Here is a 20,602-nt window from a genome sequence, read left to right as displayed (position 1 = left end):
GATGAAAGGGCAAAAAGGATTTGGCCTGCTGGAGATCCTGATCACGCTGGTGGTGCTGGGAGTCGGCATTGTCGGCCTGGTCGCCATGTCCAAGTCGGCGCTGACGGTTTCGCAGGATGGCCGGCGTTATGAGACGGCGATGCGACTGGCTGAGTCCAAGCTGGATGAGTTTCGCAATTTCAATGGCGTGGTGAGTGCAACCGCGCCGCTGACGGCCTACAACCAGATAGCCTCGGCCAGTGCGGCCGTGACTCTGTCGGGTGAGGCCTACTCGGTGGGATGGACGGTGACCAATCAGTATCTGAATGGCTCAACCTGGCAGAACGTGGCACCGGCGGGCTATCGCCTGAGTTACCCGGGCCGCAAGGCGATCGCGGTCAACGTCGGGTGGACGGACAGCGAAGGGCAGGCTCAGGCGCTGCAACTGGCCGGCAATGTTTCACCCATCGAATCCTTGAGCTCCGATCAGCTGGATGGCGGTTTGAATACGGCGAGGCAGGGCCCCAAGGTCAACTACACACCCGGGGTGGCACCTGACGTCATCTCGGTGGAACTGGGGGATGGCAACAAACAGGAGACCAGCAAGCCACTGCCGACCGTCACATCCAGAGATGGTCTGGTGGGCAAGCTGGTCCAGTTCGAGACGGTGACTTATAAACCCGCTGCGGGCGGCAACACCCAGCAGGTGCTGCAGGACATGGCATCTGTCTCCTGCTCCTGCAGTTATGGCTCCAGCCTGAGCGCCTATCTGCCGGGTCAGGCCTACAGTTCAGCCAGCAACCAGCTCTATTGGAAATCAGGCTCGCTGCAGACCAAGACCACGGGGACGCTCGACAGCAGCGTCAATGGCCAGCCTGCGCTCTGTACCAGCTGCTGCAAGGATCACTTCGATGGCAGTGGCTCCAGCTTCACCAACTTCTATGCTCCGCTCAACACCAGCCGGGTACGCTACAGCAGCAGCCTCAGCACGGCGAACAGCGGCAAGTACGTGGATGCCTGCCGTTTCGTCCGGTTGGATGGCTATTATCGCCCGCTGCCTGACTGGAACCTGGTCAAGGTAGTGGTGACCACGGCCGATTTCCTGGCCAAACCAGCGAACCAGGCCAGTTATCAGAAATACATCAAGTATGTGGTCAAGACCTACATCGACTGGCAGAAGTCGACCCTGAACTGGACCCAGGGGGCCTCCGCCACCTTGCCGACCATCACCGATTTTTCAGCTTGGCTGGCTACCAACGCGGAAGCCGGGGGCGATACCACGACCGGGATCACCGTCAATACGGGTACGGCGCAGCTCATCGCCCGCGGCATCTATGTGGATGTGCTAGACCCTGTCTATCTGGTGGGGATTGATACCAGCGCGGTGGACTATCTGACCAAGGTGCCGTTTCAGGATATCAACCTGACCATGCTGGCAGAGTGGGCCATGGCCCCGCAGAACTTGCTGACGGGCAATGCCACCGACTATGCCGCCGTCACTAACGAGACGGTCAAGACGGTGGTGGATCTCAACAACTACTATTTCGGCAGTTACAGCCGCGGCTACATGACGGCGAAGAAATCGACCAAGGACAGCAACCAGGTGCTGCAGAGCGTCACCGTGCGTGTCACTGCCTATCAGGGGAATTCCGGCATCACGGCTTCGCTCATTTCGCCACGGGACCAGTCGCTGGCGCAGACGGCGGACATGCTGGTCAAAATCGATGTGGGGCAGCAGACGGTGCCAACAATGAAGGTTAGCGGCCGTATTCAATGTCTTGAACGCGGGAAAGGGAACAATAATCCACCGCCTGAGGCATGTAGTAAAAATGCTTTCAACAACCTGAATATCAGTACCCCAAATTCTGGCGCTACCTGCCGCATCGACAAGCCACAGGCCAACAATCAACCGGCATCTTATCTATGTGAAGCTCCGGAGAACTCGACCTTGGCCATCAATCTTTCTTACTCCAACCAGGGCAGCACCACCTATATGTTGCAGCCACCCTCCTTCAGCGTGCAGATGACGCAACAGTCCAACAATCAGGTGTTGAGCGGCCCCTGTTCACTGCTGGTGGACAACGGAGTGACCAACGCGACCAGCCTGACTTGCACCCCTTGAGCCTTGGGCGCTGGCACAGCCAGCGCCTTTTCTTTATCATTCCCCATCATTTTCGAATTCAAGATGCATCGCCATGGCAAAAGCCCTCTCTCTGATGCTTGCCCAGTTGAATCTGACGGTAGGCGCCATCGAAGATAACTGTGACAAGGTGCTGGCGGCAGCCGCCGAGGCCGATCGGCAAGGCGCCGATCTGCTGGTCTGCTCCGAACTGGCTCTGACCGGCTATCCGCCGGAAGATCTGCTGCTGCGCGCCGATCTGATGATCCGGGTGGAGGCCGCCCTGGCCCGCATCGCGGCATGGCAGGGGGCTTGCGCCATTCTGGTGGGTCACCCCTGGCGCGACGAGGAGGCACTCTACAACGCCGCCTCCCTCTACGAGCAAGGCAAGCTGGTCGCACGCTACTTCAAGCAGGATCTGCCCAACTACGGGGTATTCGACGAGAAGCGCTACTTCACTGCGGCAACCGAGACCTGCGTGGTCCTCTTCCGTGGTCATCAGCTGGGGTTGCTCATCTGTGAAGACCTCTGGCAGCCGGGTCCGGCGCTGGCCGCCAAGGCCGCGGGGGCCGAGCTGCTGCTCACCATCAATGCCTCGCCCTATGATCAGGAGAAACCCTGGATCCGCCGCGAGCTGATGATGGAGCGCTGCGATCAGACCGGTCTGCCGCTGGTCTACCTCAATCAGGTATGTGGTCAGGACGAGCTGATCTTCGACGGTTGCTCCAAGGTGTTCAACAGCCAGGGTGAGCTGACCCACAAGCTGGCCCCCTTTGCCGAAGAGCTGGCGCTGGTGCGCTTTGCCGATGGCCAGCCGGTGAAAGAGCGGGAACCGGCTGCCCCGCTCGATCCTTTGGCCGAGACCTATCAGGCGCTGGTGCTGGCGGTGCGCGACTATGTCACCAAGAACGGCTTCCACGGCGCCGTGCTGGGCCTCTCCGGCGGCATCGACTCGGCACTGACCCTGGCCATCGCGGCTGATGCCATCGGTGCTGACAAGGTGCAGGCGGTGATGATGCCGTTCCGCTACACCGCCCAGATGAGTGTGGAAGATGCCAAGGAGCAGGCCGAGCGGATGGGGGTGGAGTTCAATATCATCTCCATCGAGCCCATGTTCGAAGGGTTTATGGCCCAGCTGGCACCATTGTTTGAAGGGACCGCCCGCGACACTACCGAAGAGAACCTGCAGGCCCGCTGCCGTGGCGTGCTGTTGATGGCGCTCTCCAACAAGCGTCGTCGCATCGTGCTGACCACCGGCAACAAGAGTGAGATGGCGGTCGGCTATGCCACTCTGTACGGCGACATGGCCGGCGGCTTCGACGTGCTGAAAGATGTCCCCAAGACGCTGGTCTTCAAATTGTGCGAATACCGCAATTCCGTCGATTATGTGATCCCGCAGCGGGTTATCGATCGCCCGCCTTCGGCAGAATTGGCGCCGGACCAGGTGGATCAGGACAGCCTGCCCCCCTACGACATCCTGGATGCCATCCTCAAGCGCTACGTGGAAGAAGATGCCTCCGTGGCCGACATGGTGGCTGAGGGCTTTGAAGAGGCGGTGGTGCGCAAGGTGATCCGGCTGGTGGATCTCAACGAATACAAGCGCCGTCAGGCGGCGGTCGGGCCCCGCATCACGGCCCGCAACTTTGGTAAGGATCGCCGTTACCCCATCACGTCCGGGTTTGGCAAACAGAACTGGTAAGGAGTCACCATGAAGAAGATTGAAGCCATCATCAAACCGTTCAAGCTGGACGATGTGCGCGAGGCCCTGGCCGAGATCGGCATCAACGGCATGACAGTGTCCGAGGTCAAGGGCTTCGGCCGTCAGAAGGGCCACACCGAGCTCTATCGCGGCGCCGAGTACATGGTCGACTTCCTGCCCAAGGTGAAGGTGGAGCTGGTGGTGCAGGACGAGGATCTCGATGCCTGCCTGGAAGCGATCCAGAACACCGCCCGCACCGGCAAGATTGGTGACGGCAAGATCTTCGTCTGTGAGGTGGAGCGCGTCATTCGTATCCGTACCGGCGAAGAGAACGAAGACGCCATCTGATGAGATGGCAGAGCCTCGTGATGAGCCAACGAATGGAGACTCGATCCCGCTGATGTCCTGGATGCGCCTCGTTGCGGTGGCCGGCCTGCTGGCCGGTCTGACCGCCTGCAGTACCCGGCCGCCGGCCCAGCCGGAAAACCTGTGCCAGATCTTTCGCGAGAAACCGGACTGGCACAAGGCGGCACTGAAGATGAACGAGAAGTGGGGAACCCCGATCCAGGTGGTGATGGCCATGATGTATCAGGAGTCCTCCTTCGTGCACGACGCCCAGCCGCCGATGCAATATTTCCTCTTCATCCCGACCGGGCGGGCCAGCTCCGCCTACGGCTATGCCCAGGTCAAGGATGAAACCTGGGCCGACTACCAGCGGGAAACCGGCAATGGCTGGAGCGATCGCGACGACTTTGCCGACGCCATCGACTTCATGGGCTGGTACACTCACAAGGCCCAGCGGCTGAACGGCACCTCCAAGTGGGATGCGTATGGCCAGTATCTCAACTATCACGAAGGGTGGGGTGGCTATCGGCGTGGCAGCTACCGCAGCAAGGGGTGGCTGATGAAGACATCCCGCAAGGTGGAAGCCCGCGCCCAGCGCTACGGCGCCCAGTATCGACAATGCAAGGATCAGCTCTCCAGCGGGGGCTGGTTCTGGTAACCAAATCAGGAGTCAGAAATGCCGTTATTGGACAGTTTTACCGTTGACCACACCCGTATGGCTGCGCCGGCGGTGCGTGTGGCCAAGACCATGCAGACCCCGAACAAGGACACCATCACAGTGTTCGATCTGCGTTTCTGCGTGCCGAACCAGGAGATCCTCTCCGAGCGCGGCATCCACACCCTCGAGCACCTGTTTGCCGGCTTCATGCGTGATCACCTGAACGGCAACGGGGTGGAGATCATCGACATCTCCCCCATGGGCTGCCGGACCGGCTTCTACATGAGCTTGATCGGTGCGCCGGACGAAGCCCGGGTTGGCGCCGCCTGGCAGGCCGCCATGAGCGATGTGCTGACCGTGCAGGAGCAGGGCAAGATCCCCGAGCTGAACGAATACCAGTGTGGTACCTACAGCATGCACTCACTGGAAGAGGCCCATGCCATCGCCCGCCACGTGCTGGAGCGCGGCATCGGCGTCAACCGCAATGACGAGCTGGCCCTGCCGGAAGAGAAGCTGAAAAGCCTCTGATTCCTGGGGTAGTAAACATGAAAAAGGCCGGTCATTGACCGGCCTTTTTGTGTGCTGGCAGAATCAGGATGGCAGCGGCATCACCCGGTTGCGACCCAGCTCCTTGGCCTTATAGAGCAGCTTGTCGGTGCGTTCGACCAGGCTGTCGCCGGTCTCCTGGCCGCTGTATTCACCCACCCCGAACGAGGCGGTGATGTGGTCGATACGCCGGCCTGACTTGCGATCCAGGATCGACATCTTTTCGATGGCCCGGCGCAGGCTCTCCGCCATCTGGCGGCTCAGCGCCAGACTGCGCATGGGGACCAGCAGGGCAAACTCTTCGCCGCCGAGGCGGTAGGCGGTGACGCCCTCCTTGCAGGTTTCCCGCAGCCGCTTGCTGAAGGCTCGCAGCACCTGGTCTCCCAACAGGTGGCCATATTCATCGTTGAAACTCTTGAAGCGGTCAATGTCCGACAGGATCAGGGAGAAGGGCTGCTTGCTGCGGATCAGGCTCTCTATCTCCAGATCGAAGGCACGCCGGTTGAGCAGGCTGGTGAGCGCATCCTCGTTGGCCAGTTTGCGAGTCTCGTTGAGCGCCTCGCGCAGCTCCTTGATCTCCTTCTCGGCGCTGCTGAGCTGGTTGCGAAAGTGCATGGTGGACATGCGCACGTCCCGCGACTCGCGCACCAGATCCCGCAGGATCCCCATGGTGTCTTCCAGGCTCAGCCCCTCGTCGTCGATGAGGCTCAGCCGGTCGAAGCTCTTGTCGAGCATGTCCTGAAACATGCCGGTGTCGGAGAGGGCATCCTGCATGGTGTGACCAAGCTCATTGGCCATGGCGGCCAGGTTGAGCTTCATGGTTTCCATCTGCTGCTCATCTTGCGCGGCGAGGTGCTGGTGATAGAGGCGTTCACAGGTGGTGAGAGAGCAGGTTCCCTGCAGCTTGATGGCCTGATCGATGGCCTGATTGAGCTCGGGCATGCTGGCCGCCACGTAGTTATACCAAAGGGTGTAATTATCCGGCGTGGTGGGGATTTGATACTTGATCATCAGGGGAACCGCCTGCTTGAGATAGGCGGCGGATTGGGCGAACGAGTCCTTGCTCATGAGTTCCATGTCTCATCATGCCTGCAAACTGTGCATAGTATGACAGAGAGATTGGCCAAAAGGCAGTCGATGGATGCCATTCGCCCCCCCCTCCGATATAATGGCACCGTTACCACCTACCCTAAGGCCTGCTTATGTCTCAAAAAGATCCTTTCCTCGAACGCGAGGCCGAAAAATACGAGAACCCCATCGCCAGTCGCGAGATGATCCTCGACCTCATCAAGGGCCATGAAAAGCCCATGTCCCGTGAAGAGCTGGCAAAGGTCCTCAAGCTGACCGAAGAAGAGCCGCTGGAAGCCCTGCGCCGTCGTCTGCGCGCCATGGAGCGTGATGGTCAGCTGGTATTCACTCGCAACCAGTGTTACGCCCTGCCGGATCGTCTGAATCTGGTGAAAGGCTACGTGCTCGGCCACAAAGATGGCTTCGGTTTTCTGCGCCCCGAGGGTGGTGGCCCGGATCTGTTCCTGAACAACCGCGAGATGCAGCGCCTGATGCACGGCGACTACGCCCTGGTGCAGCCTACCGAGATCGACCGCAAGGGGCGCCAGGAGGCGCGTCTGGTACGTCTGCTCAAATCCCGTGAAGCGGACATCGTCGGCCGCTACTTCGTCGAGAACGGCGTCGGCTTCGTGGTGCCGGATGACAGCCGCATCGGCCAGGACATCATCATCCCGGAAGGGGAGAACAAGGGGGCTCGCCAGAGCCAGGTCGTGGTCGTGCGCATCAATCAGCGCGCCACCGCCCGCTTCAATGCGGTCGGTACCGTGCTGGAAGTGCTGGGTGAAAACATGGCGCCCGGCATGGAGATCGAGATCGCCCTGCGTACCCACGGCATTCCGCACACCTGGCCGGAAGAGGTGACCAAAGAGGTTGCCGGTCTGGGCGAGCAGGTGCCGGAGAAGGCCAAAGAGGGCCGCATCGACCTGCGCGCCCTGCCGCTGGTCACCATCGACGGGGAAGATGCCCGTGACTTCGATGACGCCGTCTTCTGTGAAGCCAAGCGCGGCGGCGGCTGGCGCCTGTGGGTTGCCATTGCCGACGTCTCAGCCTACGTGAAGCCGGGCACCGCCCTCGACACCGAAGCCTACCAGCGCGGCAACTCGGTCTACTTCCCCGAATTCGTGGTGCCTATGCTGCCGGAGGTACTCTCCAACGGCCTCTGCTCGCTCAACCCGCAGGTTGACCGCCTCTGCATGGTGTGCGAGATGACCATCTCCGCCGCCGGCCGCATGTCCGGCTACAAGTTCTACGAAGCGGTGATGAACTCCCATGCCCGCATGACCTACACCAAGGTGGCTGCGATCCTGGAAGGGGATCCCAAGCTGCGCCAGCAGTACGAGCCGCTGGTGGGTCACATCGAAGAGCTCAACAACCTCTACAAGGCGCTCAAGCATGCCCGCCATCAGCGCGGTGCGGTGGAGTTCGAGAGCGAAGAGACCCGCTTCATCTTCAACGCCCAGCGCAAGATCGACCGCATCGTGCCGCTGGTGCGCAACGACGCCCACAAGATCATCGAAGAGTGCATGATCCAGGCGAACGTGGCCGCGGCCCGCTACATCGAGAAGAACGAGGCCGCCGCCCTGTTCCGGGTGCACGACCGCCCGGGCGAAGAGCGTCTGACCGGCTTCCGTGACTTCCTCGCCGAGCTGGGTCTGGAGCTCAAGGGGGGCCTGGAGCCAGAGCCGAAGGATTTCGCCGACCTGGCCGCCAAGTTCGAAGGCCGCCCGGATGCGGAGCTGCTCTCCACCATGCTGCTGCGCTCCATGCGTCAGGCCATCTATCAGGCCGACAACATCGGTCACTTCGGTCTGGCGCTGAAGTCCTACGCGCACTTCACCTCGCCGATCCGTCGCTACCCCGACCTCATCCTGCATCGTGCGATCAAGTATCAGACCGCCAAGGAGCAGCAGGCCAACCTGCGCCACAAGTGGACCCCGAGCGGTGGCTACCACTACCAGCTGGAAGAAGTGGACCCGATGGGCGAGCACTGCTCCATGACCGAGCGCCGTGCCGATGACGCCACCCGTGACGTGGCAGACTGGCTCAAGTGCGAGTACATGCTGGATCACGTAGGTGACGAGTTTGACGGCGTCATCGCCAGCGTCACCGGCTTTGGCTTCTTCGTGCGTCTGGCTGAGATCCACATCGACGGTCTGGTGCACGTCAGCACCCTCACCAACGACTACTACCAGTTTGACCCGCTGCACCAGCAGCTGATCGGCGAGAACTTCCGCCGCCGCTACCGTCTGGGTGACAAGGTGCGGGTCAAGGTGATGGGCGTGAATCTGGACGATCGCAAGATCGACTTCGTGATGGTGGAAGAGCCTCTCAAGATTACCGGCAAGAACGCCAAAGAGATGGCGCGCAAGCAGGCCGAGATCAAGAAAGAGAAGGCCAAGAGCGCACAGCGTCACGAAAAACGTAAAGAGGGCAAGGATCACGGCAAATCCGACAAGGGCGGCCGTGCCAAACCCAGCAACAGACGACCGAGCAAAAAAGCTCGCGACAAGGCCAAGAGCACTAAATGAGTACTGAACTGATCTACGGCATTCACGCTGTATCCGCGCTGCTGGAGCGCACCCCGGAGCGTTTCATCGAAGTGTGGGCCCTCAAGGGGCGCGATGACGACCGGCTGCAACCCCTGCTGGCCGAGCTGGATGCGCTCGGCCTCAAGGTGCAGAGCGTGAACCGCAAGACGCTCGACGACAAGGCGGAGGGCAACAATCACCAGGGCATCATGGCCCGGGTGAAAGAGGCGCCCAAGCTGGCCGAGCACGACCTGGCCAGCCTGCTGGACAAGTTGACCGAGCAACAGACTCAGCCCTTCCTGCTGGTGCTGGACGGGGTGACCGATCCGCACAACCTCGGCGCCTGCCTGCGCAGCGCCGATGCGGCCGGAGTGCATGCGGTGATCGTGCCGCGCGACAAGGCCACCGGCCTGACTCCGATCGTGCGCAAGGTTGCCTGTGGCGCCGCCGAAGTGGTGCCGCTCATTCAGGTCACCAACCTGGCCCGCAGCCTGCGCGAGCTGCAGGAGCGTGGTGTCTGGATCGTCGGTACTGCCGGCGAGGCGGATCACGACGTGTTCCAGGCCAAACTCACTGGCCCGATGGCGCTGGTGATGGGTGCCGAGGGCAAGGGTATGCGCCGCCTCACCCGCGAGCACTGCGACGAGCTGGTGAGCATCCCGATGGCAGGGGCTGTATCCAGCCTCAACGTCTCGGTAGCGACCGGCGTCTGCCTGTTTGAAGCCGTGCGTCAGCGTCGTGTCTGAGGCGAGCTGAATGGACAGACCCCCGTTTTGCCGGGATCGGGTCACGGATGAGCAGGAGGCCGCGCGCCTCCTCTCTTTTGCCCGGCCGCTGACCCTGAGCCCCCGTGCCTGCCTCTGGCATGCTGGCGATCGACCCGATCTGCTGGTCATGGTGGAGCAGGGGCTGCTGCGGGCCAAGGTGGTGCTGGCGGATGGCCGCGAGTACATCAAGGAGTTCTACTGGGAGGGGGACGAGTTTCTCGACTTCCACCACCTGCTCAGTGGCGAGCCGGCCCGCTACAGCGTGGAGGCGCTGGAGCCCTGTCGGCTCTTGCTGTTCAATCTGGCCGACCTGCACACGCTCTCCTGCTGGCCCGCCTGGTATCAGCATCTGCTGGCGGTGCAACTGCGCATCAAGGAGGAGAAGGAGCTGCTGCTGCTGACCGAAAGCCCGCAGGCCCGCTATCAGCACTTTCTGCGCAGTTTTCCCGCGCTGGAGGCCAGGGTGCCCGATCACCAGATCGCCGCCTACCTCGGCATCACCCCCATCAGCCTGAGCCGCATTCGCAAACGGCTGAAGGATCTTAACAAAGGTTAATGCCGGCTCGCGTGCGGCTGGCTATGCTGCCCTTCTCATCATGAGCAAGGAACCCCCATGAACTGGTCTCTCAAGTCTTTTGAACAACTCGACGTCAACGAACTCTATGAACTGCTCACCCTGAGATCCCGGGTCTTCGTGGTGGAGCAGACTTGTGTCTTTCTCGATCTGGACGGCGTCGACAAGCGCCCTGACGTGCTGCACCTGCTCGGCTGGCAGGATGGGGCTCTGGTGGCCTACGCCAGGCTGATGGCGCCCGGTGTGGCCAAGGCGCAGCAGGTAGTGATCGGCCGGGTGGTGACCGCCCCCGAGGCGAGAGGCGATGGTCTGGGTCATCGGCTGATGCAGCAGGCGTTGCAGGAGTGTGCCCGGCTGTGGCCCGGGGTCAGCATCTATCTGGGGGCCCAGGCACACCTGCAAGGTTTCTACGGTCGTCATGGCTTCACCGCCGTGGGTGAACCCTATCTGGAAGATGACATTCCCCACATCGGCATGAGCTCCTCTTAATACCTTTTAAGCATAACAATGAAATTATTATGTCTTGAGGTAGTAAAGAAAACGGGTGCTCGGCGCCATGTTAGTGGGTACCCTCTGAGTGATTAATCGGCAACAGTTGATGGATAGGTTTTAAAAATGGTCTTTTACCCCATTAATTCAGAACAAGATTCAGCGATTGAGCCGTTGAGCCATTTTATTAGCGTTCGCCACTCGAGCGGCTGTCGCTGATGGAGTTGTTGCGCAAGCGGTTCGCACTGGACCTGCAAACCTTCGCCATCATCACCCTGGTGCTGGGCAATCTGGCCCAGGCCTTCTCCGATGTGCTGGTCAAGCTGATCGGCCCCGGCTTCAGCCCCTTCCAATACATGTTCCTGCGCCAGCTGCTGACCCTGTTGGTGCTACTGCCCTTCATGTTGCGGGTGCCGCGCTCGGCCTGGGGGCTGGGTGCCTGGAAGTGGCACCTGCTGCGCGGCCACCTCTGCCTGCTCGGCGGGGGCGGCATGATGCTGGCACTGACCCAGCTGCCGCTGGCCACGGCCAACGCCATCTTCTACGTCTCCCCGTTGCTGACGCTGCCGCTGGCGGCCTGGTTGCTCAAGGAGAAAATCAACTCCCGCGTCTGGTTGCTGGGAGGTATGGGGCTGCTCGGCGTGGTGTTCGTGTTGCGGCCGGGGGATTTCCATCTGGCCGGGCTGGGCGCCCTGGTGACCGCCTTCACCCTGGCGCTGTTCAACATCACGGGGCGCAAGTTGCCAGCCGGGATCTCGGTGGTGGCGACCCTATTCTGGGCCAATCTGCTGGCCCTGCCGTTGACCGCCGGGCTGGCGGTACATCAATGGCAGCCGGTGGACTGGCGACTGCTGGTGCTGATCGGCGGCAGCGGCGTCATGCAGTTGCTCTATCACGCCAGCTGCTTCTACGCCTATCGCCAGGTAGAGGCCAACCGCATCGCGGCGACCGAGTACTCGGGCCTGATGTTCGTGGTGCTGCTGGGGGTCTGGCTGTTTGGCGAGATCCCGGCGTGGAACCTCTGGGTCGGGGTGAGTTTTATCCTGCTGGCCATTCACTGGCAGCGCCGGCTGCGCTGATGACATACCCATCGGCTGCAGGCCGATGGGTGAGAAAAGCAGGCATCTTATGAGGCTGCTCTCTGTCATCGCCGGGCAAACCGGCTATGCTGGGCGGCCTGTTGCTATCGGAACCCTGTCGTGACCCCTACCATCTTTGCTGCCATCCTGCTGGCCGCCCTGCTGCACGCGCTCTGGAATGCGCTGGCCAAACGCCAGGCCGAGGGGCGAGTCAGCGTCTTGCTGGTCTCTCTCTGCTCCGGCCTGTTTGCCGCCCCCTTGCTGCCCTTGGTGGGGTGGCCGGTGGCGGCCGAATATCCCTGGTTGGCGCTCTCCATTCTGCTGCACTGCGGCTACTGTCTTTTTCTCGGTCGAGCCTACCGGGTGGGTGAGTTCGGCCAGATCTATCCGCTGGCCCGGGGCAGTGCCCCTCTGGTGACCCTGCTGTTCGGTGCCCTGCTGCTGGGTGAAGTGCCGGGGATGGTGGCGGTGACGGGGGCCCTGGTGCTGGTGAGCGGCGTGCTGCTGATGGCGTGGCGCGGCGGTCTGCGGCTGGCGCCGGCAGCGCTGCAGGCGGTGCTCATCACGGCACTGTTTACCGCCTCCTACACCCTGTCCGATGGGGCGGGAGCCCGCTCGGCCGGTGAGCCGATACGTTACACCCTCTGGCTGTTCGCCCTCACCGCGCTGATGATGCCGCTGCTGATGCGCTGGCAGAGTCGCACCGCCTGGCGCGAGCTGGGGCCTGCGGCGTGGCGCAGCGGCGCCATCGGTGGCGCCCTGTCGCTGTTGGCCTACGGGATCGTCATCTGGGCCATGACCAAGACGCCCATCGGCCTGGTGGCAGCCCTGCGCGAGAGCAGCGTGCTGTTTGCGGTGCTGCTCTCCTGGGGCTGGCTGAGGGAGGCGCTGGGGTGGGTCCGGTTGCTGGCCGCCCTGGTGATCCTGAGTGGCATCCTGCTGATCCGTCTCGGCTAGGGGGAGGCGGCTTAAGGCATCCGGGCCGGCCGGTCAGGGAGTGACCCGGGTCGTGAGGGTGAACCCTTCCTCACAGGAGGCCAGTTGCACCTGGACCTGCCCCAGTTCGGCCAGGCTGCCCACATGGGTGCCGCCACAGGGGATGGTGACCTCCCGGCCTTCCAGCGAGCAGTGCCAGTAACGGGAGTCGATGATCGCCTCGCCGGCCCGGCTGCGGTGGATCTCACCACCGGCCGCCAGCCAGTCTGCCAACTGCTGGTTGATCCTCTCTTCTATCTGCGCCAGGTCTGCCAGCAGTGCCTCGCTGTTGACTCCCTTCTTGCGCAGGCTCTTGCCGATCCGGTACTGCTCGCGCGAACCCATGGGCTCGACCCGCGAAGTCTGGATGGCGAGGCGATCGAAGTCCGGCTGATCCAGCGCATCCCGCTCGCTGACCTCTTTGCGCCAGTAAGGCATCAGCGCCCGGTTGAGCGCGAGGGCTGCCAGATGACAGCCGCTGTGGCCCAGGCTCAGGGCGTGGCGGGCCTCGGCATCCACCCGCAGTGTCACCTGGCTGCCAGCAGGCAGCGCACAGTGACCGGCCAGCGGGTGCACCACCACGAAGCGCCACCCTTCTGCACCCCGCTTGACCGGGATCGCCTGATCGACGAACAGCGCCCCATCCGGGCTGATGGCCCCCATGCGGCAGGGGCCGACGGTCGTGTCGCCGCCCTCCCAATGCACGGTACCCACGTCACCCGGCTGATCGGGCCAGAGGTGGCTCTGGGGATGAAAGGGGGTGAGGTCGGTGACCAGCAGGCTGGTGTCGCCGCTCTGGCAGCAGATGACGCTGGCCTGCTCCTGATGGTGGCCCAGCACGAAGCTGGCTCGGGTATGTGGCATGGATGGCTCCCGCAAATCGAAGAGGAAGAGAGCCGCCAGCATACGCCAAAGCGCAGGCCGGCTCATTAACCTCGGTTAACGAACCGGCCTGAGGAGGGGGGAGGGCTAGATCATGGCGACCAGCAGGTAGGCGTTGAGCCCGATCACCAGGGCGACGATGAGGCGGCCGACCGCCTGTGTCACCGGGTGGTTGCGATACTCCCCCATCAGGGCGCGATCGCCGGTCAATATCAGCAGCGGGATCAGGGCCAGCGCGATGCCGAAGCTCAGCACCACCTGGCTCAGCACCAGGATCTCGGTGGTGTTGAGGCCCATGGCGATCACCACGAAGGCGGGAGCCATGGTGATGGCGCGGCGCAGCCAGAGCGGGATGGTGAAGCGCACGAAGCCCTGCATCACCACTTGGCCAGCCAGCGTGCCCACCACGGTAGAGCTGATGCCGGAGGCGACCAGCGAGAGGCCGAACAGGGTGGCGGCCGCCTGTCCCAGCAGCGGGGTCAGGGTCTGGTAGGCCGACTCCAGCTCCGCTACCTGCTGGTTGCCGGAGCTGTGGAAGGCGGCCGCTGCCATGGCCATCATGGCCAGGTTGACGAAGCCGGCGATGGTCATGGCGATGGCCACGTCGACCCGGGTGGTGTGCAGCCGCTGGGGTACCGAGCCCTGATCCTGGGTGTGCTGGGTCAGTGCCGAGTGCAGGTAGATGACGTGGGGCATCACGGTGGCACCGAGCACGCCGGCCGCCAGATAGACGGCGTCGCTGTTGGGCAGGCCGGGGAAGAGGGCGCCCTCCAGTAGGCTCGGCAGGTGGGGGCGGGAGAACACCAGTTCGACAATGTAGGCCGCCGCCACGAACAGCAACAGGCCGCCCACCACGAACTCCAGCGGTTTCTGGCCGCGGGACTGCAGCATCAGAATGCCCCAGGTGACCACGGCGGTGATGCCGGCCCCTTCCAGCAGGGTGACTCCGAGCAGCAGCTTGAAGCCGACCGCTGCACCGATGAATTCGGCCAGATCGGTGGCCATGGCGATGATCTCCGCCTGTACCCAGTAGGCCCAGACAGCCGGCTTGGGCAGTCGGTCGCGAATGTGTTCCGCCAGGTTCTTGCCGGTGACGATGCCGAGCTTGGCCGAGAGGGTCTGCACCAGCATGGCCATCAGGTTGGCCCACACCACCACCCACAGCAGCTGGTAGCCGAAGGTGGAGCCAGCCTGAATGTTGGTGGCGAAGTTGCCCGGATCTATGTAGCCGATGGCGGCGATAAAGGCCGGCCCGAGCAGGGTCAGTTTGAATTTGCGGGCCGGGATGGCCGTGGTCAGCGCGGGTTGCATGGTATCAGCCTCCATAAGTGCATGGAGATAGAATAGATCTAAATGATAATTATTATCAATTGAAGTTTTGTATTGTTCTCATAGATAAAAACATCGGTGGCGGCTGGTTGCAGTGGGGGATGGGATTTTGTACAATACGCCGCCCTAGAAAAGCAGCGTCTAAACACCATTATGTTCCTTGCCTCCGAGGTCTGGCTGCACCTGGGCGGAGGCTGAATTAATCCGTAAGGAGCTAAAATGCGTCATTACGAAATCGTCTTCATGGTTCATCCGGACCAGAGCGAGCAAGTACCTGGCATGATCGAGCGTTACACCGGCGCCATCACCACCTCCGGTGGTACCATTCATCGCCTGGAAGATTGGGGCCGTCGTCAGCTGGCTTACCCGATCGACAAACTGCACAAAGCCCACTACGTTCTGATGAACGTAGAAGCAGAGCAAGCCGTTATCGATGAGCTGGAAACCAACTTCCGCTTCAACGATGCCGTTATCCGCAACATGATCATGCGCACCAAGCACGCCGTGACTGAAGTTTCTCCGATGGCCAAGGCCAAGGAAGAGCGCTTCACCCGTCGTGACGACGAGCGCCGCGAAGAAGCTACTGAAGCTGCTTCCGAAGAGTAATTCTGGATCACTGACTAGAGGATAAAGGCCATGGCACGTTATTTCCGTCGTCGTAAGTTCTGCCGCTTCACCGCCGAGAACGTTACCGAGATCGACTACAAAGATATCGTTACTCTGAAAAACTACATCACTGAATCTGGCAAGATCGTACCGAGCCGTATCACCGGTACCCGCGCCAAGTATCAGCGTCAGCTGGCACGCGCCATCAAGCGTGCTCGTTACCTGGCTCTGCTGCCGTACACCGATCTGCACAACAAGTAAGAATCGGTCCGGCGCTTAAGCCTAACTCAACGAAATTTATAGAGGAAAGGTAATGCAAGTTATCCTGCTCGACAAAATCGCCAAACTGGGCGGTCTGGGTGACCAAGTTTCCGTGAAAGCTGGTTATGCCCGTAACTACCTGATCCCGCAAGGCAAAGCTGTTATGGCTACCAAGGCCAACATCGAGACCTTCGATGCTCGCCGTGCTGAACTGGAAGCCAAACTGGCTGCCGGTAAAGCTGCCGCTGAAGAGCGCGCTGCCAAGCTGGGTGAACTGGCTGCCGTTGTTATCGCCTCCAAGTCTGGCGACGAAGGCAAGCTGTTCGGTTCCATCGGTACCCGTGACGTGGCTGAAGCCATCACTGCTGCCGGCGTAGCCGTTGCCAAGAGCGAAGTCCGCATGGGCAACGTTCTGCGTAACACCGGTGACTACGAAGTTGTTGTTCAGCTGCACGCTGACGTCAAAGCAACCGTACAGATCCAGGTTGTTGCCCTGTAATAGCGACTCGCTTTTGCAGAAAAAACCCGCGCACTTGCGCGGGTTTTTTATTTTCAGGCCCGGGGTTAGAGTAAGGATCCGTTCTTCTGGAGGAGATCCCTATGGCCTGGGTCGAAGGTCGCGTCCTTGAGCGTATCGAGTGGACGCCCACCCTGTTCTCCCTGCGTGTGGCGGCCGAGCTGGCCCCCTACAAGGCGGGGCAATTCACCAAACTGGCCCTCGAGCAGGGCGATCGCCGCGTCCAGCGGGCCTACTCCTTCGTCAATCCTCCGTCAGCACCCTATCACGAGTTCTATTTCGTCGAGATCCCCGATGGGGAACTGACTCCGTCCCTCGGCTCCCTGCAAGCGGGCGACAGCCTGCTGGTGCAATCCCTGGCGACCGGTTTTCTGACCCTGGACGAGATACCGGCCGGGCGCGATCTCTGGCTGCTCTCCACCGGTACCGCCATCGGCCCCTTCCTCTCCATGCTGGCCGACGGGGAAGCCTTCGCCCGTTTCGAGAATCTGGTGCTGGTGCACGGGGTGCGCAAGGGGGAAGAGCTGAGCTACCGGGAGCTTATCGCGGGTTTTGCCGCCCGCCACGGCGAGCGTTTTCGCTATGTGCCCTTCGTCAGCCGGGAGGAATGGTCCGAGGCGATGGCGGGGCGGATCCCGGCAGCCATCGCCGACGGTCGGCTGCAGGCGCGGGTCGGGTTGGAATTCGCCCCCGAGCTGAGTCAGGTGCTGATCTGCGGTAACCCGGCCATGGTGAAGGAGACCCAGCAGACCTTGCTGTCATTGGGGCTGGCCAAGAACCTGCGGCGGGCGCCCGGCAACATCAGTGCGGAGAACTACTGGTAGAGAAATGGACACAGGGGCCTCGGCCCCTGTGTCAGGGTGACGGGGATGACGATCAATTCTTCTTGCCGTTGCCTTTCTGCTTGTTGTGGCCCTGGCCCGGGTTGTTGCCGCTGTGGATGCTGCGGTTGTAGTGGTCCCGGTATTTGCCGTCCATCTTGTCGCAGTTGAGCTGGATGCGGCTGTCGCCGATGCCGAGATCGAAGCAGTTATTTTGCCACCAGTCGTACTCTTTCTGATCCCAGTTAATGTCCAGCTTGATGTCGTCGGTGGAGAGTTTGACACCATCGTTGTTCTTGGAGGGGGGCGCCGCCATAGCCACGCCTTGGACGAGCAGCAGGGAGAGCAGCAGTATGGATTTGTGCATGATGACCTCGAGTGCGGAAGGATTGGTCTCAGTGTAGAAGCTGGCGCCTTAACCGGGCCGGAACCGGGCTCGACATCAGTTGGCGGGCATGTCATGCCGGCTTGCCGCGGGCGGGCATGCGATCAGGCTGGCGGGGATTGCAGCGGCAGACAACGGGGAAGCGTCGACAATTTGCCCAATCTGGTCGCAGCCTGTCCGTTTGTGAAGGTATCGGAGTCAATTCAAATGATTAGCCTTCATTCTGTGGCTCGGCTGACTATAATCGGCAGCCAACTTTTCCTGCATATCGCACCCCCTTCATCATGACTACACAGGCTTCTACCGTGCTGCGCTACCCCAAGGGGTGGTTCGCCTTGACCACGGTGTACAGTTTTACCGGGCTGGCCATTCTGGCCTCCATCGTCTTCTCCCTGCTGCTGTTTCTCTCCATCGACGAGAACCCCCTGATGAAGTGGCTGTTCGGCGGCCTGGCCATCATCTTCGAGCTGGGCAAGTTCTACGTCTGGTACGAGTACGGCGAGTGCAAAGCGCGGCGGGAGCTGAGCGGGGCCTTCTGGTCGCTGCTGTTTTACAGCGTGCTGGCTGCCATCTCCATCGGTGGCAGCATCGGCGGCATCAACAGCGCCACCAACACCATCCTCAACCAACAGGCGCGCCATGAGCGGGAGATCGCCCGCTTCGACGAGCAGATCGCCAGCATAGAGCGGCAGATCCAGCTCAACGAGGAGGCGGCCCGCAAGTATATCGAGATGGCGCGCATCTCCAGCGGTGTCAGCGGGTTGCAGCAGGCCAACACCAAGCTCAGGCTGCGTCAGGATGAACTGCGTCAGGAGCGCGATGCCAAGCCCATCAACGAGCAATCCTCCATGCTGGGGCTGATGAGCAGCCTGGCGGACGGGGTGGGAATGAGCATCAGCCAGGTGCAGTTTCTGCTGGTCTGCTTCCTCTCCGTGCTGCTCGACGTGTTTGGTGCCTTCTTCGTCAGCCTGATCGGCGAGGAGAACCGCTTTCGTCGCAGCTGGCTGTGGCAGCAGGCCAGGGAGCAGACCCTGGCCCGCCAGGCGCAAGCGGCGGCCATGGTGCCCGCCGTGATGGCCAGACCGGAGCCCGAGCCGGAGGTGGTGGCTCAGGTACGCAGTGCGCTGGAGAGCGGCGAGCTCAAGTGCAGCAAGCGGCGAGTCGCAGAGGCGCTGTCGCTGTCGCTGGAGGAGGTGGATCGGGTGTTCCAGCATCTGCTGGCCCAGGGGGTGCTGGGGCAGGGCAGCAACCGCCACTACCATCTCAGCTCGCAGGGGAGTTGATCATCAGGCCACCGCAGGGTGGCCTTTTTATTGCCGCGTGGGGGCTGTGCTAGTGGGTCAGCACCATCATCAGGCTGAGGAAGGCGGCCAGCCCGCCGCCGATGCCGATGATCCAGTAAAAGCCCTTGGCCCCCTGCTTGAGCGGGATGCGGAAGTAGAGCAGAAACGCCCACCACCCCAGGGCCAGCAACAGAGGAATAAGAAACATTCGAGCCATGGTGTCCTCGCTGTTATTCTGTTGACCCTTGATCAATCAACAGGATGGATTGTGCAATGACGCAGCTACAGATTACCGCATTCGGCGACCCCTCGGTACTTCGGCTCAACCCTTCCCTGGACAAGGTGCCAGCCGACGGCGAAGTGCGGGTGCGCATCTGTTTTGCGGGGGTCAACCCCATCGATGCCAAGACCCGGGCCGGCCTCGGCTGGGCGGCGGCCCAGAACAAGGACAAGCTGCCCTGGACGCCGGGCTATGACGTGGCCGGGGTGGTGGAGAAGATAGGCCCTGGTGTCGACTCGCTGGCCGAGGGGGACAGGGTGTGCGGCATGGTGGGCTTTCCCCTCGCCGCCGGTGGCTACGGCGAGTCCGTGGTGGCCCGCGAAGAGGAGCTGGTCAAGCTGGAGGATCTCGCTCTGAGGCAGGGTGCGGCGCTGCCGCTGGCCGGCCTCACCGCCTGGCAGGGGTTGTTCGAGCACGGCGCCCTCAAGGCGGGGCAACGGGTGCTGATCCTGGCTGGTGCCGGCGGCGTCGGCCATCTGGCGGTGCAGTTTGCCAGCGCCTATGGCGCCGAGGTGGTGGCGACGGCGAGCGGTGACAACCACAGCTTCCTGCACGCGCTGGGGGCCAGCAAGATGGTGGATTACCACGATGCGGACTGGGCCGCCCAGGTGGTGGCCGACGGTCTGGTCGATCTGGTGCTGGATCTGGTGGGGGGCGAGAGTGGCCAGGCGGCGCTGGCCTGCGTCAAGCCGGGTGGCCGGCTGGTGACGGTACCCACCATCACCGCCCAGCAGATCAAGGATGCCGCGGCCGGCAGCGCCATCGAGGTGCTTGGCATGCTGGTGCATCCTGACCGCCAGCAGTTGAGCCAGATGCTGATCCTGTTGCGTCAGGGGGAGGTGCAGATCACCGTCTCCGGCGAATTCCCGCTGGCGGAAGGGGCACTGGCCCATCAGGCCATCGAGCAGGGCCACGTGCGTGGCAAGCTGTTGCTGCGCATGCCCGCCGCGGACGCTCTGGCCGGATGAACGGCATCACCGAGCTGGGGCTCGGCTGGCTGTTTCTGAGCGCCTTCACCTCCGCCACCCTGCTGCCCGGCAGCTCGGAAGTGCTGCTGGGAGCCATGGCGACCAAGGGGGAGTGGAGCATGGCCAGCCTGCTGCTGTGGGCGACGCTGGGCAATACCCTCGGCTCCATGACCACCTGGTGGCTCGGCTGGCTCGCCACCTTCAAGAAAAAACCGGAAGATTTTCAAGGCCGTGGGGAACAAAAAGCCCTCGGCTGGCTCAAACAACATGGCCACTGGTGTCTGCTGCTGGCCTGGACGCCGGTGATCGGCGATGGTCTCTGTCTGCTGGCCGGCTGGCTGCGTCTCTCCTTCTGGCGCTCTCTCATTCTCATCGGGCTCGGCAAATTGTTGCGTTATGCCCTGGTCTTTCTGCTGGCCAGGCAGATCTTCTAGCTTCACTCAC

The 20,602-nt window shown here is 62.0% G+C and carries 23 protein-coding genes; 18 read left to right on the top strand and 5 right to left on the bottom strand.

Annotated elements, in window-relative coordinates:
* The first annotated feature begins 1 nt into the window (after position 1).
* From PG900_RS09410 to luxS, 5 genes are all read left to right on the top strand, one after another.
* Positions 2-2,101: a type IV pilus modification PilV family protein gene (locus tag PG900_RS09410; RefSeq protein WP_270798070.1), complete on the top strand. Its 2,100-nt coding sequence runs from the start codon at positions 2-4 to the stop codon at positions 2,099-2,101.
* 73 nt (positions 2,102-2,174) lie between these two features.
* The gene (locus tag PG900_RS09405) at positions 2,175-3,797 is read left to right on the top strand and encodes an NAD+ synthase (protein WP_270798069.1); all 1,623 of its coding nucleotides are present in this window, start codon (positions 2,175-2,177) and stop codon (positions 3,795-3,797) included.
* Positions 3,798-3,806: 9 nt separating this feature from the next.
* Positions 3,807-4,145, top strand: coding sequence for a nitrogen regulatory protein P-II (glnB, locus tag PG900_RS09400; protein ID WP_005308848.1), 339 nt, complete (start codon positions 3,807-3,809; stop codon positions 4,143-4,145).
* Positions 4,146-4,206: 61 nt separating this feature from the next.
* On the top strand, positions 4,207-4,800 hold the full coding sequence (locus PG900_RS09395; RefSeq protein WP_274382240.1) for a transglycosylase SLT domain-containing protein: 594 nt from the start codon (positions 4,207-4,209) through the stop codon (positions 4,798-4,800).
* 18 nt (positions 4,801-4,818) lie between these two features.
* Positions 4,819-5,328, top strand: coding sequence for an S-ribosylhomocysteine lyase (luxS, locus tag PG900_RS09390; RefSeq protein ID WP_011704660.1), 510 nt, complete (start codon positions 4,819-4,821; stop codon positions 5,326-5,328).
* A 63-nt stretch (positions 5,329-5,391) separates the two neighbouring features.
* Here the strand turns inward: luxS and PG900_RS09385 are convergent, their stop codons facing one another.
* Positions 5,392-6,414, bottom strand: a complete 1,023-nt coding sequence (locus PG900_RS09385) for a GGDEF domain-containing protein (RefSeq protein WP_024944559.1) — start codon at positions 6,412-6,414, stop codon at positions 5,392-5,394.
* 134 nt (positions 6,415-6,548) lie between these two features.
* Between PG900_RS09385 and rnr the strand changes: the two genes are divergently transcribed.
* From rnr to PG900_RS09355, 6 genes are all read left to right on the top strand, one after another.
* On the top strand, positions 6,549-8,942 hold the full coding sequence (rnr, locus tag PG900_RS09380) for a ribonuclease R (protein WP_270798068.1): 2,394 nt from the start codon (positions 6,549-6,551) through the stop codon (positions 8,940-8,942).
* The gene (gene rlmB / locus PG900_RS09375; RefSeq protein WP_270798067.1) at positions 8,939-9,688 is read left to right on the top strand and encodes a 23S rRNA (guanosine(2251)-2'-O)-methyltransferase RlmB; all 750 of its coding nucleotides are present in this window, start codon (positions 8,939-8,941) and stop codon (positions 9,686-9,688) included. The genes rnr and rlmB overlap by 4 nt, the downstream gene beginning before the upstream one ends.
* A gap of 10 nt (positions 9,689-9,698) precedes the next feature.
* Positions 9,699-10,265, top strand: coding sequence for a Crp/Fnr family transcriptional regulator (locus PG900_RS09370; RefSeq protein WP_168968049.1), 567 nt, complete (start codon positions 9,699-9,701; stop codon positions 10,263-10,265).
* A gap of 57 nt (positions 10,266-10,322) precedes the next feature.
* Complete coding sequence (locus tag PG900_RS09365) at positions 10,323-10,772, top strand: GNAT family N-acetyltransferase (protein ID WP_011704664.1); 450 nt, start codon at positions 10,323-10,325, stop codon at positions 10,770-10,772.
* A 218-nt stretch (positions 10,773-10,990) separates the two neighbouring features.
* The gene (locus PG900_RS09360) at positions 10,991-11,851 is read left to right on the top strand and encodes a DMT family transporter (protein ID WP_029301975.1); all 861 of its coding nucleotides are present in this window, start codon (positions 10,991-10,993) and stop codon (positions 11,849-11,851) included.
* A 120-nt stretch (positions 11,852-11,971) separates the two neighbouring features.
* Positions 11,972-12,808 carry a DMT family transporter gene (locus PG900_RS09355; protein ID WP_270831345.1) on the top strand — a complete coding sequence of 279 codons (837 nt, stop codon included), beginning with the start codon at positions 11,972-11,974 and terminating at the stop codon, positions 12,806-12,808.
* Between the two features lie 33 nt (positions 12,809-12,841).
* Here PG900_RS09355 and PG900_RS09350 read toward each other — a convergent pair whose 3' ends face one another.
* Both PG900_RS09350 and PG900_RS09345 read right to left on the bottom strand, forming a co-directional pair.
* The gene (locus tag PG900_RS09350; protein ID WP_196245949.1) at positions 12,842-13,732 is read right to left on the bottom strand and encodes a hypothetical protein; all 891 of its coding nucleotides are present in this window, start codon (positions 13,730-13,732) and stop codon (positions 12,842-12,844) included.
* A gap of 63 nt (positions 13,733-13,795) precedes the next feature.
* Positions 13,796-15,019 (bottom strand): Nramp family divalent metal transporter, encoded by a 1,224-nt coding sequence (locus tag PG900_RS09345; RefSeq protein WP_016349448.1) that lies wholly within the window; start codon positions 15,017-15,019, stop codon positions 13,796-13,798.
* Positions 15,020-15,256: 237 nt separating this feature from the next.
* Between PG900_RS09345 and rpsF the strand changes: the two genes are divergently transcribed.
* From rpsF to PG900_RS09325, 4 genes are all read left to right on the top strand, one after another.
* Positions 15,257-15,643: a 30S ribosomal protein S6 gene (gene rpsF, locus PG900_RS09340; protein WP_005308887.1), complete on the top strand. Its 387-nt coding sequence runs from the start codon at positions 15,257-15,259 to the stop codon at positions 15,641-15,643.
* Positions 15,644-15,673: 30 nt separating this feature from the next.
* A complete protein-coding gene (rpsR, locus tag PG900_RS09335; protein ID WP_005308890.1) occupies positions 15,674-15,904 on the top strand; it encodes a 30S ribosomal protein S18 in 231 nt (76 codons plus the stop codon).
* Between the two features lie 52 nt (positions 15,905-15,956).
* On the top strand, positions 15,957-16,403 hold the full coding sequence (gene rplI, locus PG900_RS09330) for a 50S ribosomal protein L9 (protein WP_011704669.1): 447 nt from the start codon (positions 15,957-15,959) through the stop codon (positions 16,401-16,403).
* Positions 16,404-16,504: 101 nt separating this feature from the next.
* Positions 16,505-17,245, top strand: a complete 741-nt coding sequence (locus PG900_RS09325) for a ferredoxin--NADP reductase (protein WP_270798064.1) — start codon at positions 16,505-16,507, stop codon at positions 17,243-17,245.
* 52 nt (positions 17,246-17,297) lie between these two features.
* Here the strand turns inward: PG900_RS09325 and PG900_RS09320 are convergent, their stop codons facing one another.
* On the bottom strand, positions 17,298-17,609 hold the full coding sequence (locus PG900_RS09320; RefSeq protein ID WP_270798063.1) for a hypothetical protein: 312 nt from the start codon (positions 17,607-17,609) through the stop codon (positions 17,298-17,300).
* 302 nt (positions 17,610-17,911) lie between these two features.
* On the opposite strand from PG900_RS09320, the gene PG900_RS09315 reads away from it, so the two are divergent.
* Positions 17,912-18,910 (top strand): Preprotein translocase subunit SecY, encoded by a 999-nt coding sequence (locus PG900_RS09315; protein ID WP_270798062.1) that lies wholly within the window; start codon positions 17,912-17,914, stop codon positions 18,908-18,910.
* Positions 18,911-18,959: 49 nt separating this feature from the next.
* Here PG900_RS09315 and PG900_RS09310 read toward each other — a convergent pair whose 3' ends face one another.
* On the bottom strand, positions 18,960-19,127 hold the full coding sequence (locus tag PG900_RS09310) for a hypothetical protein (RefSeq protein ID WP_005308905.1): 168 nt from the start codon (positions 19,125-19,127) through the stop codon (positions 18,960-18,962).
* 56 nt (positions 19,128-19,183) lie between these two features.
* Between PG900_RS09310 and PG900_RS09305 the strand changes: the two genes are divergently transcribed.
* Together PG900_RS09305 and PG900_RS09300 are read left to right on the top strand one after the other, a co-directional pair.
* Positions 19,184-20,158 (top strand): NADP-dependent oxidoreductase, encoded by a 975-nt coding sequence (locus PG900_RS09305; protein ID WP_270831344.1) that lies wholly within the window; start codon positions 19,184-19,186, stop codon positions 20,156-20,158.
* On the top strand, positions 20,155-20,592 hold the full coding sequence (locus PG900_RS09300) for a YqaA family protein (RefSeq protein ID WP_029304641.1): 438 nt from the start codon (positions 20,155-20,157) through the stop codon (positions 20,590-20,592). Before PG900_RS09305 ends, PG900_RS09300 begins: the two co-directional genes overlap by 4 nt.
* Positions 20,593-20,602: the final 10 nt, after the last annotated feature.

The organism is Aeromonas sp. QDB03, from assembly GCF_027707985.1.
In the GTDB taxonomy this organism is placed as follows: domain Bacteria; phylum Pseudomonadota; class Gammaproteobacteria; order Enterobacterales; family Aeromonadaceae; genus Aeromonas; species Aeromonas hydrophila.
Note: the sequence above shows the minus strand (reverse complement) of the source record. Positions and strands in the feature narration are given on the sequence as shown.